We start from the raw sequence: 15236 nt of genomic DNA on the forward strand, positions 1-15236 counted from the left end.
TCGCGCCTTCCCCCTATTGAAGGAATTTGCGAGGACCGGAATCCGACAACCGCAATTGCCGGTTTCGTGATTTTCTATAGCGGCCTCTTTTAAACAGAAAAGCAAGCAACCCGCAACGGGTTAAATCATCGCCATTCCGCCATTCACATGCAAGGTCTGCCCCGTGACATAAGCGGCTTCGTCGCTTGCCAGATACAGAACCGCTGCTGCGATCTCTTTGCTTTCCCCCATGCGCCCGGCAGGAACATTGGTCAGAAGCTTTTCTTTCTGTCCGTCATCAAGCTCGTCAGTCATCGCCGTGGTAATGAACCCCGGTGCAACACAGTTAACAGTAATTCCGCGCGATGCAACTTCCTGTGCCAAGGATTTTGACCATCCGATCATTCCGGCCTTCGCTGCCGAATAGTTGGTCTGGCCCGGATTCCCTGTCACACCAACGATCGAGGTAATATTGATAATACGGCCATGACGGCGTTTCATCATCCCGCGCAACGAGTTCCGCGCAAGCTTGAAAGCAGCCGTCAAGTTCACATCGAGAACCGCCTGCCAGTCTTCGTCTTTCATGCGCATCGCAAGCTGATCACGGGTAATACCAGCATTATTGACCAGAATGTCAAGCTGACCGCCAAGGGCTTCTTCGGCATCCTTGATCAGACCGGCAACCGATTCCTGATCAGAAAGGTTACCCGGAACGACAACAGCATTTTCACCAATTTCCGCAGCAACAGCCTGAAGGCGTTCTACGCGCGTGCCCGAAAGAGCAACCTTTGCACCGGCCGCAGCCAGAATTTTGGCAATTTCACCGCCGATACCACCAGTCGCGCCGGTTACAAGTGCGGTCTTGCCTGCAAGATCAAACATCAATCTATCCCTTTGGGTTCGTCTGTTTCGAGCAACGCTTAAAGCGTGCCGAGGAAGCTTTCGATATCGGCCGGGCCGTTAACGGCCAAACCGGTAAGATCACGGTCGATACGGCGAACCATACCACTCAAAACTTTACCCGCGCCCAGCTCCACCAGATCGGTGACACCCTGCTCTTTCATATAAAGAACAGACTCACGCCAGCGCACGGTTCCGCAAACCTGCTCCACAAGGAGTTTACGAATGGTTTCCGGATCAGCAGTTTTTTCCGCAATCACGTTTGCGACAACCGGTTTACCGGGGGCATTCATCGCCACAGACGCCAGTGCTTCGGCCATACGGTCTGCAGCCGGTTGCATCAACGGGCAATGGAACGGTGCCGATACCGGCAGCAAAACAGCGCGTTTTGCACCCTTTTCCTTGGCTATCTCGATCGCGCGCTCAACGGCCGCCTTATGGCCCGAAACAACAACCTGTCCGTCGGCATTGTCATTTGCAGCGGTACAGACATCACCTTGCGCAGCTTCTTCGGCAACAGCAACGGCGTCGACATAGTTAAGCCCCAGAAGAGCTGCCATCGCGCCGACACCAACCGGCACAGCGGCCTGCATCGCCTGCCCGCGAATTTTCAGAAGGCGAGCCGCATCTGCAATTCCAAAGGTGCCCGCAGCTGCAAGGGCCGAATATTCACCCAGAGAATGGCCCGCAACCAGATCACATTTATCTGCAAGCTTGAAACCGCCTTCGGCTTCAAGAACACGGGTAACCGCAAGACTGACAGACATCAGAGCAGGCTGCGCATTCTCCGTCAGCGTCAATTCGTTTTCAGGACCTTCGAACATCAGGGTGCTGAGTTTCTGCGAAAGAGCGTCATCAACTTCCTGAAAAACTTCGCGGGCAACCGGAAATGCATCTGCCAGTTCCTTGCCCATACCTACCGCTTGCGACCCCTGACCGGGGAAAACGAATGCGCGTGTCATTATGTGTAATTTACCCTTGTCTGCTTTCGTAAGGACCCGGTTCGGTCAGATCCCTTTTTTCGAGCTACCCTTGATACTGCCCGCAAGCCCTGTGTCAAGAACAGACGACATTGTCATGCGACTTTCCGTCGCTTTGTTGCCCGAAAGGTAACAGACTTGCCAAACGCCGAAAACAAAACCTTGTTGCGCAGTGCAACGTGGCCTGTTTGCTTCCGGCACGTTCTTGCCCGCAAAGCATCAAGCATCCAACCTGATATATACAAAATGCTATTCAATTCTGCACTGAATGACACAAAAGGCCGGTTTTCTGCGGTTTACCACTATTAAAGAACGATCAATACCCATACCGTTCATGATGGCAGGTTTCGCGCGGTTTTCAGCAGAAGTTTGATGGGGCATTTACGGTTGCATGCCCTGTGGAAAAGTGTATATTCCGCCGTCTCACGGCTCCTTGCCGGGGTTGCCCGGCTATGCCTGCATGGCACGAGGTCATGCGAGGAAGAGACAAGCCAAAAGGAGTAATAGGAGTATTATGAATAAGTACGAGAGCGTGTTTATCGCACGTCAGGACTTCTCGACCGCACAGGTCGAAGCCCTGAATGAAAAACTGGCCCAGACCGTTGAAGGTCTTGGTGGCAAAATTGCCAAAACCGAATATTGGGGCCTGCGTTCCCTGACATACCGTGTCAAGAAGAACCGCAAAGGTCACTATACTCTCTTCCAGATCGAAGCCGACAACGCCACGATCGCGGAATACGAGCGTCAGATGCGCCTGAACGAGGACGTTCTGCGTCAGATGACTGTCAAGGTTGAAGAGTTCGAAGAAGAACAGTCAGCCATTCTGCGTAACCGCGACGAGCGCGGCGGCCGTGGCGGTAATCGCCGTGGCGGTCCCCGTCAGCACGGCTAACAGATAGCGAGGAGAATTTATTATGGCTGGACGTCGTCTGTTTTTCCGTCGCCGCAAAACCTGCCCGTTCTCGGGTGCGGATGCGCCGAAGATTGACTACAAAGATGTCAAACTGCTGCAGCGTTTCGTTTCCGAACGCGGCAAAATCGTTCCGAGCCGTATCACTGCGGTTTCGGCCAAGAAACAGCGCGAACTGGCGAAAGCCATTAAACGTGCCCGTTTCCTGGCGCTGCTGCCGTATTCAGATCAGGTCTGAGGCAGTCGGCAAGAGACCCTCTTGCGGTCTCGGGCCTGGAGTAACTGATGTCGCGTAACATTTTAATGGCAGTCGGTGCAGGTTTGGGCAGTTCTGTCCTGTTCCTGCTTGTATTGTCAGGTAATCCGCTGGCTCTGTTGCTTTCATATTTCGGGCACCTGCCACTTTTTCTTATCGGATTGTGGCAAGGTCCAAAACGCCTGCTGGTTGCGGCAATTGCCGCATGTAGTGCCCTTGTTCTACTGGGGGGACTGCTGCCTTTCACGGTCTTTATGGTCGTGTTTGCCGGACCGGCGATGTTGTTGACCCGCTTGGCGCTGGTCACCCGCAAGGACGAAACCGGGAAACCGGGCTTTGTTCCGACCGGAATAGTGGTAAGCGCCATGGCCGTCATGATTGCAATGGTGATGATTGTCATCACCGGCAGCGTAACGGCGGAAGGTTTGGACATCCAGGAATTCATTTCGCAGTTCCTGGGTCAGATGTATTCAGAAATGGGGGTCCCTATGACGCCCGAACTTCAGAATATCATCGACATGTTCCAAACGTATTTCCCGGCGATTGTGGCGGTAAGCTGGCTTCTTATGCTGTTTGCCAATGCTGCGATCGCACAGGCAATTCTGGTGCGGTCCGGTCGCAATTTGCGTCCGTCGCCCGATCTGGCCTCGATGGCCTTGCCTGGATGGTCACTGTTTGCGTTCGCCCTGGCTGGATTTCTGGTCGGCTTTGCCGATGGATCTTTGGCCTATGTGGCGCGAAACGTCGCGGTGGTGCTGGCAGTGCCGTTCCTGATTCAGGGATTGGCACTGGTGCACGGGCAGGCAGCCCGTTGGCCGCAAAAACGTATGATACTGACGGTATTCTATATCGTCGCGGTTCTGTCCACATGGTCGTTTATCGCGATCACGGGACTTGGAATTGTTGAGCATTTAATCAGGCTGCGGGGGAAACAACCGATGACCCGTAGCAATGAGGAGGATCGGTGATGGAAGTTATTCTGCTCCAGCGGGTAGAAAAACTCGGTCAGATGGGTGATGTAGTCACCGTCAAGCCGGGCCATGCCCGCAACCGTTTGCTTCCGAAGGGCATGGCCCTTCGCGCAAACAAAGCAAATCTGGCAGTTTTCGAAGCTAAAAAAGCACAGCTCGAAGCTGACAACCTTGACCGCCGCAAAGAAGCCGAAGCGGTTGCCGAGAACATGGGTGACGTTGCTGTCACCCTCGTTCGTCAGGCATCCGATGTTGGTCACCTTTACGGTTCGGTTACCGCACGTGATATCTCGAACGCGGTTACCGAAGCAGGCTTTACCGTTGCACGCACCCAGGTCGTTCTTGATCAGCCGATCAAGACCCTTGGTCTGCATCAGGTCAAAATCAACCTGCACCCGGAAGTTTCCGTTGAAGTGACCGCCAACGTCGCACGTTCCGAAGAAGATGCCGTCGAGCAGCTTCGTAAGGGCGGCGCCGTTCTGGGCACCATCGACGAAATGGAAGCCGAAGAAGCTCTGGAAGCTGCTGAAGAACTCTTCGAAGAAGACGTTCCGGAAGACTTTGCTGACGAAGCTGAAGGCGAAGAAGAAGCCAACGTTTAATCGTTGCCTTTCATTCTAAGCCAGTTTGGAAACGGCGTATCCGCAAGGATGCGCCGTTTTCTTATGGTTTTGTAATATATTTCAGCTTTTTACACCGAAGGCGACCTCTGCGCTTGCGGAATACCGGCTATGAGTTATACCGATTAGCCCTTTCAGCCCAACAAGATGACTGATACCTTTTTACGCCATGACTGATCCCCAGCTAGATGCCCTGTTCGCACCCCTCGAAGAAAACCACGGTGGCAACACTGAAATGGTGCTCGAACGGACTCCGCCTCATAACTTCGAGGCAGAGGCAGCACTGCTTGGCGCCATCCTGAACAATAACGCCGCTTACGAACGCGTTTCAGATATACTACGTCCCGAACATTTCGCGGACGCCCGCCATGGCCGTATTTTTGAAGCCTGCGGCAAATTGATCGAACGCGGTCAGCTAGCCAACCCGGTGACCCTGTCGGCGTTCTTTCGGCAGGACGAACATCTGGCTGAAATCGGTGGCGCGCAATATCTGGCCGAACTGTCAAACAACCTTGTCTCGGTTATCAATGCCGGCGATTACGGCAAACTGGTATACGACCTGTATCTGCGCCGCGAACTGATTGAAATCGGCGAAGACACCGTCAACGAGGCCTATCGCTACGAAATCGAAACTGACGCCGCCAACCAGATCGAGAAAGCCGAACAGAAACTTTTCTCTCTGGCGACGGCGGGTGCTGCTGAATCCGGTTTCGTTGCATTCGGCCCTGCCCTGACAAAGGCATACGAAAACATTGAACACGCCTATAAAAATGCCGGAAAGGTTGTTGGTGTAACCACTGGCCTGCGCGATATCGACCGTAAGCTTGGCGGTCTGCACGCTTCTGACTTGCTGATCCTTGCCGGACGTCCATCAATGGGTAAAACCGCGCTTGCAATGAACGTGGCATTTAACGCCGCCATTGCATCGCATCAGAACCGAAAAACCGGTGCCGAGGCAGGCGACGAACTCAAGACCGGCGCTGTCGCGGTTTTCTCGCTCGAGATGGCGGCAGAACAGCTGGCTGGGCGACTTCTGTCCCAGGCGGCCGAGGTTTCGGGCGACAACATGCGCCGCGGCGATTTGAACGAAGACGATTTCCAGCGTCTTGTGGTTGCCACTCAGGAACTCAATACCGTTCCGCTTTATATCGATGATACGCCGGCTCTTCCGGTTTCGACCCTGCGCACACGTTGCCGCCGCCTGAAACGTCAGCACGGCCTTGCGATGATCGTCGTCGATTACCTGCAACTTCTGGCTCCGCCAACCAACTTCCGCGGCGATGGCCGCGTACAGGAAGTTTCCGAAATCACCCGTATGCTAAAGGCAATCGCCAAGGAACTCGAAGTTCCGGTTCTAGCCCTGTCGCAGCTTTCACGTGCCGTCGAACAGCGCGAAGACAAACGTCCGCAGCTGTCGGATTTGCGTGAATCGGGCTCGATCGAGCAGGACGCCGACGTTGTGATGTTCATTTACCGTGAACAATATTATCTCGAACGTGCAGAACCGGCACAACGTCCGGAAGAAGCTACCGACAAGTTCGGCGAACGTTACTCCCAGTGGCAGGATCGCCTGAACCACGTCTATAACACCGCAGAAGTCATTATCGCCAAACAGCGTCACGGTCCGGTGGGCAACGTACGCCTGTTCTTTGACGGGAACTACACCAAGTTTGGCGACCTTGACCATATCGAAGAAGAATATGAATAGGCCTTGAGCCTGAAACCGAAACGGACTCCACGGGGTATTGCGAATGAGCGTTCTTCCCGCCGCCGGCCGTGCTGCTGAGTGTGCCGAACTTCAGATCAATCTGAAGGCGATTGCTGACAACTACCAGATCATCAAGAAACGCTACAAAGGGCGGACTTGTGGCGCGGTTGTCAAAGCAGATGCTTATGGCCTTGGCGCACAAACCATTGTGCCTGTTCTCAAAAAGCAGGGTTGTCGTCTTTTCTTTGTCGCACAGGCAAACGAAGCAGCCGACCTGTTCCCGCTTCTGCGTGGCGGCGGTCGCATTGCTGTTCTCAATGGCGTTCTGCCCGGTGACGAAGAATTCTTTATCGAAAATGACGTCATTCCGGTGCTTAATGACCTTGGTCAGATCGAACGCTGGTCAAATCTTTGCCGTGAACATGAACGCCCCGCACCGGCCTTCATTCATCTTGATACCGGGATGAACCGTTTGGGTCTTGCCCCGCGCGAGATCGGCGAACTGGTGGATCGTTATTCGTCTCTTTTATACGGCTTCGAAAAAGCGGGATATATGACCCACCCGGTCGCCGCCGACGAGCTTGAAAATCCGGTCACGGCCGAACAGTACGAACTGTTCATGAAATGGTATCGCCGCCTGCCGCCTGCTCCGCGCGGTTTCTGCAATTCCTCGGCGATTTTCCGTAACAACGATTATCACCTCGAATTCTGCCGTCCGGGCTTTGCGCTTTGGGGTGGAAACCCGACCCCCGAAACCACCAACCCGATGCGTCCGGTGGTAAAACTGACCGCAAAGGTACTTCAGGTGCGTCAGATCGTCGCTGGCGAGGCGGTTGGTTATGGCGGCACCTGGCGCGCGGAACGAGCCAGCCGCATTGCGACAGTTGCCGTTGGTTATGCCGATGGATGGCTGCGTTCGCTTTCGAATTCAGGAAAACTGCGCATCAAAGGGCATGAAGTCCCGTATGTCGGACGGGTTTCGATGGATGCAATCAGTATTGATGTCACCGATCTTCCGGGCAAGCCGTTGCAGCCGGGCGATATGATTCCGTTGATTGATGACAAAATGACAGTTGACGACATCGCAAGTGCTGCGGGTACAATCGGTTATGAAATACTGACTTCTCTTGGACATCGCTATCGGCGGGTCTATACAGAAAGCTGACTTGAAGAAATCGGCCAACAGTCAATGACTGGCCTGCAACAGGGGAAATAATAATTCCAATGCCGATCTTTGCGCCGGTTGGCCGTATGTTCCTTGCCTTTTTGGCTCTCGTTGGTCGCGTAACGGTATTTGCCGGGCGCACCATTGGCCATATGGTAACGCCGCCATTCTATTTCCGACTGATTTTCAAACAGATGCGCGAGATTGGCTATTTCTCGTTGCCGGTCGTCGCCATGACGACCCTGTTTGCCGGGATGGTTCTGGCCCTGCAATCCTATTCAGGCTTTTCACGCTTTTCTGCCGAAAGTGCGGTTGCCACGGTTGTCGTCATTTCGATGACCCGCGAACTGGGCCCGGTTTTGGCCGGCCTGATGGTGGCCGGTCGTGTCGGGGCGGCGATTGCGGCTGAAATCGGTACCATGCGCGTCACCGAACAGATCGACGCATTGGTGACCCTGTCGACCAACCCGTTCAAATATCTGGTGGTCCCACGTGTCATTGCCGGGCTGCTGACCCTGCCCGTGCTGGTCCTGATCGGGGATATCATCGGGGTGCTGGGCGGGTATCTTGTCGGGGTGAACAAGCTCGGCTTCAATGACGGTTCCTATATCCGCAACACCTTCCAGTATCTTGAACAGCTTGATGTTGTTTCGGGTCTGGTCAAGGCGGCGGTCTTCGGCTTCCTGATCACGCTTATGGGTTGCTATCACGGATATCATTCGCGTGGTGGCGCACAAGGCGTCGGGCAAGCCACAACCAATGCTGTGGTTTCAAGCTCTATCCTGATTCTGATATCGAACTACATCGTCACCGAACTTTTCTTCACACGCTAAGGTCGGGATATGAGCGACACAGCCAAAATCTCGCTTCGTGATGTACACAAGTCCTTTGGCCCCAAAAAGGTGCTACAGGGGGTCAATCTTGATGTCGGCCCGGGAGAATCCGTTGCCATCATCGGCGGCTCGGGCACCGGTAAGTCCGTTACACTGAAATGCGTTCTGGGTTTGCTGACACCTGAACAAGGATCCATCAAGGTCAACGGTGTTGAAATGGTCGGGGCATCGCGGTCCGCCCGTGAAGACATGCTTGATCATACCGGCATGCTGTTTCAGGGGGCCGCGTTGTTTGACTCCCTGCCGGTTTGGGAAAATGTCGCCTTCGGTCTGATCGAAGGCCGCGGCATGAAACGCAAACAGGCCCGTGACATTGCCATAGCAAGACTTTCCGATGTCGGCCTTGGCCCCGAAGTCGCCAATATGTCCCCGGCATCTCTTTCGGGCGGCATGCAAAAACGTGTCGGTTTGGCACGCGCCATTGCCACCGAACCGGAAATCCTGTTTTTTGATGAACCGACCACTGGCATCGACCCGATCATGGGTGACGTGATCAATGATCTGATCGTCAAATGCACCCGCGAGCTTGGTGCCTGTGCGATGACCATCACCCATGACATGGCAAGCGCGCGCAAAATCGCTGATCGCGTTGCCATGCTGTATCAGGGCAAGATCATCTGGGATGGTCCGGTTTCTGAAATCGACAATGCCGATAACCCCTATTTGCAACAGTTCGTTTCGGGTGATATCGAAGGTCCGCTGGATCTTGATCTGAAGCATCTCTGATCACGACCAGCCCCTTCGCCTGTTTCGTTCCATCCTCATGCGCGGAGCCACCTGTGGCCAAAACCCAAAGTCGTTTCATCTGCCAGAATTGCGGTGCAGAATACCGGAAATGGACCGGACGTTGCGATGCCTGCGGCGAATGGAATTCGATCGAGGAAGAACGCATTGAAGCCAGCCCCAAGGCAACCGGTGGCATCGCGACCGGGTCGAAGGGCAAACAGCTTGATTTCGTCGCCCTTGAAGGTGAAAGTGCAAGCCCGCCCCGCATCATAACCGGCATTGCCGAACTTGATCGTGCGGTTGGTGGCGGCCTTGTTCCTGGCTCTGCCCTTTTGGTTGGCGGCGATCCTGGGATCGGTAAATCAACGATCCTGTTGCAGGCCGTTGGCGTCCTGTCGGCCAGACATAAATGTGCCTATATCTCGGGCGAAGAAGCGGTTGATCAGGTGCGCATGCGTGCCGCCCGTCTTGGACTTGAAAAATCAAAGGTCGATTTTGCCGCCGCAACCAGTCTGCGCGATATCATCGCGACACTGGATCAAAGTTCACATGAAGTCGTGGTCATCGATTCCATTCAAACGATGTATGCCGATACGCTCGACAGTGCCCCGGGTACCGTATCGCAGGTCCGCGCCTGTGCACTTGAACTGATCCGCCTTGCCAAGCGCAAGGGTTTTGCCGTGATCCTTGTCGGTCACGTCACCAAGGAAGGCCAGATTGCCGGTCCCCGTGTTCTGGAACATATGGTCGACACGGTTCTATATTTCGAAGGCGAACGCGGCCATCAGTTCCGCATTCTGCGCGCGGTTAAAAACCGTTTTGGTGCGACCGATGAAATTGGCGTGTTTGAAATGGGCGATGCGGGCCTTGTCGAAGTCCCGAACCCGTCCGCCCTTTTCCTTGCCGACCGTGAAGCCCCGGTATCGGGCACCGCCGTGTTTGCCGGGCTTGAAGGCACCCGCCCGATGCTGGTGGAAATTCAGGCGCTGGTCGCGCAATCTGCACTCGCCACGCCACGTCGGGCGGTTGTCGGCTGGGATTCGGCGCGTATGAACATGATCCTTGCGGTTCTGGATGCACGCTGTGGCTTGCCGCTTAGCCAGTTTGACGTTTACCTGAACGTTGCCGGTGGCATGCGCGTGGGCGAACCCGCCGCCGACCTTGCCGTGGCGGCAGCCCTTATATCTGCCGTCGCAGATGCGCCGGTTCCTGCCGAAACCGTTATTGTCGGCGAAGTCGGCCTTTCGGGCGAAGTCCGCCCTGTCGGTCAAATCGAATCACGCCTTAAAGAAGCCGCCAAACTCGGCTTTGTAAATGCCTATAGCCCGCGAACCGGTGGCAACGGCAAGAAGAAGATCACGATCAAGGGCCTTAACCAGCGTGAAATCGGCCATCTTCAGGATTTGGTAAATCTCTTCGGCGACGATGTTCGTGACAAGGTGCGTCCGCGCGAAGGCATGTATTGATCGTTGCCCGGCTTTTTTGTGCGCGTACTGCGAACTGACTGACCAACAGGATTTACGAAATTATGGACTTTTCCAGCCTGCCCGATCTTGGTGCACGGGACGTATTCGATCTGGTGATAGTAGGCATTGTCCTGATCTCCGGTCTGTTTGCATTTTTCCGCGGCTTTATCCATGAAACCCTGTCGATGATGGGCTGGGTCGGGGCTGGTCTTTGCGCATTGTATGGTTATCCGGTCGCGCGCCCCTATGTGCGAGATCTGATTCCTTCCGAACTGATTGCCGATCTGGCCACCGGGGTTGGCTTGTTTCTGATAAGCTTCCTGATCTTTTCCTTCATCAGCGGGCGTATTGGTCGTGCCGTTCAGAATTCCGGTCTTGATAGCCTCGATAGCACGCTTGGCTTTGTCTTCGGGCTTCTGCGTGGCGGGCTTATCGCCTGTATCGGTTTTCTGGCCCTGTCATGGCTTTTGCCGGCTACCTCGCAGCCAGACTGGGTTCGAGACGCCCGTACCCGCCCGGTTCTGGAAGAAGGTGCGTTTCTGCTGATGCGCGCAATGCCCAATGAAATCTTTGACACAACCGCCGAAGAAATTGCCCGTGCGCAACGTGATGCGGAAATCAACGACCAGACATACCGTCAACTTCTGGGTCCTGAGCCAAAAGGTGCTGGACCCAAGCCCCTAAACGGGTATACAAGGCCCTCGCGCGATGATTTGGATCGTCTGATTGAGGCGACCACCAACGAGTGAGGCGATAGGGTTTCGCATGGGTGCGGTATCCTGCGCCACCGGCGAGAGAGCGGAACCCACTCATGCTGACCACCAATCCATTTGACGACGACAAGCTGCGTGAAGAATGCGGTGTTTTCGGTGTTTTCGGATCGCCCGATGCGGCGGCCCTGACGGCCCTTGGCCTGCATGCGCTTCAGCATCGCGGACAGGAAGCCGCCGGCATCGTTTCCTATGACGGCGAAGATTTCCCTGCGCACCGGGCATCCGGTCAGGTCGGCGATATCTTCGGTTCTGAAGACGTAATAAAAAGCCTGCAAGGCCACCGTGCCATCGGCCATGTGCGCTATTCCACGGCCGGGGGCAAAGGCCTTCGCAACGTGCAGCCACTCTTTGCAGATTTCGAATTCGGCGGTCTGGCGATTGCCCATAACGGAAACCTGACCAACGCACTTGCCGTGCGGGAGCGTCTTGTAAAACGTGGTTCGATCTTCCAGTCGACCTCGGATACCGAAACATTCATTCATCTGATCGCAACCAGCCTGTATGAAAAAATCGTGGATCGCCTGATTGATGCCATTCGTCAGGTCGAAGGCGCATACAGCCTTGTGGTCATGACCCAGAAAAAGCTGATCGGTGTACGTGATCCCTTGGGTGTACGTCCGCTGGTTCTGGGCAAGCTGAATGACAGCTATATTCTGTCATCGGAAACGGTTGGCCTTGATATCGTTGGCGCGGAATTCATTCGCGACGTCGAACCGGGCGAAATCGTTGAAATCACGGATGACGGCCTCAAATCGATCAAGCCGTTCAAACCGGTCAAATCGCGTTTCTGCATTTTCGAACATGTCTATTTCGCCCGCCCCGACAGCATCGTCGAAGGCACAAGCGTTTATGACGTGCGCAAAAATATCGGTCGCGAACTGGCACTGGAATCCGGTGTTGATGCCGATGTGGTCGTACCGATCCCCGATTCAGGTGTCCCGTCCGCGCTTGGCTATGCCGAGGCAAGTGGCGTCCCGTTCGAACTGGGCATCATCCGCAACCACTATGTCGGTCGTACCTTCATCGAGCCGACCGATCAGATCCGCCACCTTGGCGTGAAGCTGAAACACAACGCCAACCCCGGCAAGCTTAAGGGCAAACGCGTTATTCTGGTCGACGATTCCATTGTTCGCGGTACCACCTCGACCAAGATTGTCGATCTGGTCCGTCAGGCTGGTGCTGCCGAAGTGCATATGCGCATCGCAAGCCCGCCGACCACCAATCCGTGCTTCTATGGAGTTGATACACCGTCGAAGGAAAAACTGATGGCGGCCAATCACGACATCGAAAGCATGGCAAAGATCATTGGTGTCGACAGCCTTGCCTTTGTCACCATTGACGGCCTTTATCGCGCAGCCGGTCTCACGGGACGCGACAATGACAGTCCGGCCTTCTGCGATGCCTGCTTCACCGGTGATTATCCGATCCGTCTGGTCGATCATCAGGCCGAAAACAAGGACCGCAAACTTAGCCAGCTTGTCGAAAGGCAGTCCGCATGAGTGATGCTAAGCGCCTTGAAGGCCGCGTTGCCCTGATCACAGGGGCCTCGCACGGGATCGGTCGCGCGGTCGCAAAACGTTTTGCTGCCGAAGGTGCCACTGTTATTGCGCTGGGTCGTAATGTCGGTGCGCTCGAAGAACTTGATGATGAAATCCGGGCTGATGGCGGCAAACTTGTTTTGCTGCCCATGGATTTGACCATGTATGAAAAGATCGATGCCATGGGAGCATCGATCTATGAACGCTTTGGCAAGCTTGATATCGTCGTTGGCAATGCCGGTCTTCTGGGGGAACTTGCCCCGGTCGGCCATATCGATACACAGGTTTTTGAAAACACTTATGCGACGAATGTCACGGCGAATTTTCGCCTGATCCGCAGTGTCGATAAACTTCTGCGTCTTTCCGATGCCGGTAGAGCGATCTTTGTGACCTCGAATGCCTCGTTCAAGGGACGTGCTTTCTGGGGCCTTTATGCGTCGACCAAGGCCGCGCTGGAAAGTCTGGTGCTGTCCTATGCCCAGGAAGTCGAAGAAACGCCCCTGCGTGTTAATCTGGTCAATCCGGGCCGCATCCGCACAAAGATGCGCGCAGAGGCCTATCCGGGTGAAGACCCGGAAACCCTTCCGACAGCTGAAAGCATCACCGATGTGTTTGTCGATCTGGCCGCAACCGATTGCACAAAACATGCCGAGGCCGTCAACGCATACTAAGCCAAAGTGACCTGAAATGACAAAGGCCGGGCATATGTCCGGCCTTTTTGGTATTTGCGTAATCCGGGGACTTACTATTCAAATGTGACCGACGGACCATTATCGATGATCTCACGAATACGGTCGCTCAGATCATCCTCGGTGAAGCTTTCCTGTGCCTCTCTGTCATGCGCGAAAGCATAGATATCGGCCAGATCCTGACCGTTGAAATCAATCTGATAGCCAAGATCAGCGCGCTGCAAATGCAGCATCTCATCCGCGCCATGCCACATCCGCGCAAAAAAATCGAACGGGTTTAATGACTGATCGATATTGCTGGCATCAAACCCCGGTCCGATATCTCCGCCGACATTATTCACGGCGTGGCAAACAACACAACCACGCTCGGCAAACAGCTTTTTACCTCGCAGGGCATCCATTTCCGGATAAACAATATTAGCAGCGCCGGCGTTGGTGTCATTCTGCGCCCAAACCACACCGAAACCCGAAAATCCTACCGCCAATGCGATTCCAACGGCAAAGGATAGCCCCAAAGGGCGAGTAAAAGAAAAATGCTGGTGCATATAAAGTCCTTAGGTTGCTTGCTTGGCTCCAAACGGTGCAGCGTTGCGACTGTAAAGAAGCCTATGCCACGAGACAAGCGTATCAACGAAACTGCAAACCGTTTTGCACGACCCCATGTGCGAAAAGGAGCACCGACATCTCATCGGCCTTGTCCTGCAACGCGCCCCACTTGTTCACCGCAATAATCAACGCGTGTTTTTTCAATTCAGACGGATGTTTTCGGCGCAGAAATCCAAAAATGCTCGAACACGGGCGGGTAAATGCCCTCGCCCGCCAATATAAACGGCGTTAATATCGACACCGCCGCCGGGATAAAATTCATCCAGTAAAACCTCAAGCCTGCCATCCGCGACTTCCGCATTGATGTGGAACCTTGCGAGCCGCACGATACCGCCCCCTGCAAGGGCCAACTGACGCGCACTTTCGGCATCCGCAACGTCAAACACACCACCCGGGGTTACCGAAACGTCCTGCCCGTTTACCCGAAACGGCCAGTCAGGAAGAACACGCTGAAAATTGTATCCGATCAATGTATGGCTTTGCAGCGCATCCACGGTCGTTGGTCGTCCGTGTTTTTCAAGATATGACGGGGAGGCGGCAATTGCCATCCGGCATTGCCCAAGCTTGCGCGCAATCAGTCCGGATGACTGTAACGGACCACTTCGGATCGCCACATCGGCACGTTCCTCATACAGGTCCATCACCTTGTCGCTGACTGTCACGTCCAGCGTGATATCGGGATACCGTTCCCGAAACAGCGGCACCAACGGTAAAAGACGATGCAACCCGACAGGCACGTTGGCCGTTACGCGCAACCGCCCGCGCGGTGCCATTGCGGTTGCGACTTCCTGTTCTGCCTCATTAATATCCGCAATGATATCAAGTGCGCGTTCATAAAACCGCTGCCCTTCGGATGTCAGATGCAGCTTGCGGGTCGACCGGTTAAACAATCGCGTACCCAGCCGGTCTTCCAAACGACCGACAAGCTTGCTGACGGCGGATGGTGTCATGTTGAAATCACGTGCCGCAGCAGAAAACCCGCCGCGTTCAACAACACGCACGAAGACTTCCATCTCGCCGGATCGGTTGGTTTCAAGTCGCGCCACAGTGAATTCA

Annotated in this window: 16 protein-coding genes; 12 read left to right on the plus strand and 4 right to left on the minus strand. The window is 54.7% G+C overall.

The features are described from left to right. Nucleotides 1–120 precede the first annotated feature (120 nt). Both fabG and fabD read right to left on the minus strand, forming a co-directional pair. Nucleotides 121–861, minus strand: a complete 741-nt coding sequence (gene fabG / locus TH3_RS12460) for a 3-oxoacyl-[acyl-carrier-protein] reductase (protein ID WP_007090352.1) — start codon at nucleotides 859–861, stop codon at nucleotides 121–123. Nucleotides 862–899: 38 nt separating this feature from the next. Beyond that, complete coding sequence (gene fabD / locus TH3_RS12465; RefSeq protein ID WP_007090353.1) at nucleotides 900–1841, minus strand: ACP S-malonyltransferase; 942 nt, start codon at nucleotides 1839–1841, stop codon at nucleotides 900–902. Nucleotides 1842–2373: 532 nt separating this feature from the next. On the opposite strand from fabD, the gene rpsF reads away from it, so the two are divergent. The 12 genes from rpsF (at nucleotide 2374) to TH3_RS12525 (ending at nucleotide 13556) form a co-directional block, all read left to right on the plus strand. Beyond that, on the plus strand, nucleotides 2374–2751 hold the full coding sequence (gene rpsF / locus TH3_RS12470) for a 30S ribosomal protein S6 (RefSeq protein WP_007090354.1): 378 nt from the start codon (nucleotides 2374–2376) through the stop codon (nucleotides 2749–2751). A 22-nt stretch (nucleotides 2752–2773) separates the two neighbouring features. Next, nucleotides 2774–3007 carry a 30S ribosomal protein S18 gene (gene rpsR / locus TH3_RS12475; RefSeq protein ID WP_007090355.1) on the plus strand — a complete coding sequence of 78 codons (234 nt, stop codon included), beginning with the start codon at nucleotides 2774–2776 and terminating at the stop codon, nucleotides 3005–3007. Between the two features lie 47 nt (nucleotides 3008–3054). Then, nucleotides 3055–3993 carry a DUF2232 domain-containing protein gene (locus TH3_RS12480; RefSeq protein ID WP_007090356.1) on the plus strand — a complete coding sequence of 313 codons (939 nt, stop codon included), beginning with the start codon at nucleotides 3055–3057 and terminating at the stop codon, nucleotides 3991–3993. Continuing rightward, nucleotides 3993–4598 (plus strand): 50S ribosomal protein L9, encoded by a 606-nt coding sequence (rplI, locus tag TH3_RS12485; RefSeq protein ID WP_007090357.1) that lies wholly within the window; start codon nucleotides 3993–3995, stop codon nucleotides 4596–4598. The genes TH3_RS12480 and rplI overlap by 1 nt, the downstream gene beginning before the upstream one ends. Before the next feature lie 187 nt (nucleotides 4599–4785). Further along, nucleotides 4786–6324, plus strand: coding sequence for a replicative DNA helicase (locus TH3_RS12490; RefSeq protein WP_007090358.1), 1539 nt, complete (start codon nucleotides 4786–4788; stop codon nucleotides 6322–6324). A gap of 43 nt (nucleotides 6325–6367) precedes the next feature. Continuing rightward, complete coding sequence (gene alr, locus TH3_RS12495; protein ID WP_007090359.1) at nucleotides 6368–7489, plus strand: alanine racemase; 1122 nt, start codon at nucleotides 6368–6370, stop codon at nucleotides 7487–7489. A 59-nt stretch (nucleotides 7490–7548) separates the two neighbouring features. Beyond that, nucleotides 7549–8322, plus strand: a complete 774-nt coding sequence (locus tag TH3_RS12500; protein ID WP_007090360.1) for an MlaE family ABC transporter permease — start codon at nucleotides 7549–7551, stop codon at nucleotides 8320–8322. A gap of 9 nt (nucleotides 8323–8331) precedes the next feature. Next, entirely contained in the window at nucleotides 8332–9108 is a 777-nt protein-coding gene (locus TH3_RS12505) for an ABC transporter ATP-binding protein (protein ID WP_007090361.1), read from the plus strand. A gap of 53 nt (nucleotides 9109–9161) precedes the next feature. Then, nucleotides 9162–10574: a DNA repair protein RadA gene (gene radA / locus TH3_RS12510; protein WP_007090362.1), complete on the plus strand. Its 1413-nt coding sequence runs from the start codon at nucleotides 9162–9164 to the stop codon at nucleotides 10572–10574. Between the two features lie 62 nt (nucleotides 10575–10636). Beyond that, nucleotides 10637–11323, plus strand: coding sequence for a CvpA family protein (locus TH3_RS12515; protein ID WP_007090363.1), 687 nt, complete (start codon nucleotides 10637–10639; stop codon nucleotides 11321–11323). Nucleotides 11324–11385: 62 nt separating this feature from the next. Continuing rightward, complete coding sequence (gene purF, locus TH3_RS12520) at nucleotides 11386–12846, plus strand: amidophosphoribosyltransferase (RefSeq protein ID WP_007090364.1); 1461 nt, start codon at nucleotides 11386–11388, stop codon at nucleotides 12844–12846. Continuing rightward, on the plus strand, nucleotides 12843–13556 hold the full coding sequence (locus TH3_RS12525; RefSeq protein ID WP_007090365.1) for an SDR family NAD(P)-dependent oxidoreductase: 714 nt from the start codon (nucleotides 12843–12845) through the stop codon (nucleotides 13554–13556). Before purF ends, TH3_RS12525 begins: the two co-directional genes overlap by 4 nt. Nucleotides 13557–13630: 74 nt before the next feature. Here TH3_RS12525 and TH3_RS12530 read toward each other — a convergent pair whose 3' ends face one another. Beyond that, a complete protein-coding gene (locus TH3_RS12530; protein WP_233421766.1) occupies nucleotides 13631–14059 on the minus strand; it encodes a c-type cytochrome in 429 nt (142 codons plus the stop codon). A 261-nt stretch (nucleotides 14060–14320) separates the two neighbouring features. Next, complete coding sequence (locus tag TH3_RS12535) at nucleotides 14321–15226, minus strand: LysR family transcriptional regulator (protein ID WP_007090367.1); 906 nt, start codon at nucleotides 15224–15226, stop codon at nucleotides 14321–14323. Nucleotides 15227–15236 lie beyond the last annotated feature (10 nt).

Source organism: Thalassospira xiamenensis M-5 = DSM 17429, assembly GCF_000300235.2.
GTDB classification, from domain to species: domain Bacteria; phylum Pseudomonadota; class Alphaproteobacteria; order Rhodospirillales; family Thalassospiraceae; genus Thalassospira; species Thalassospira xiamenensis.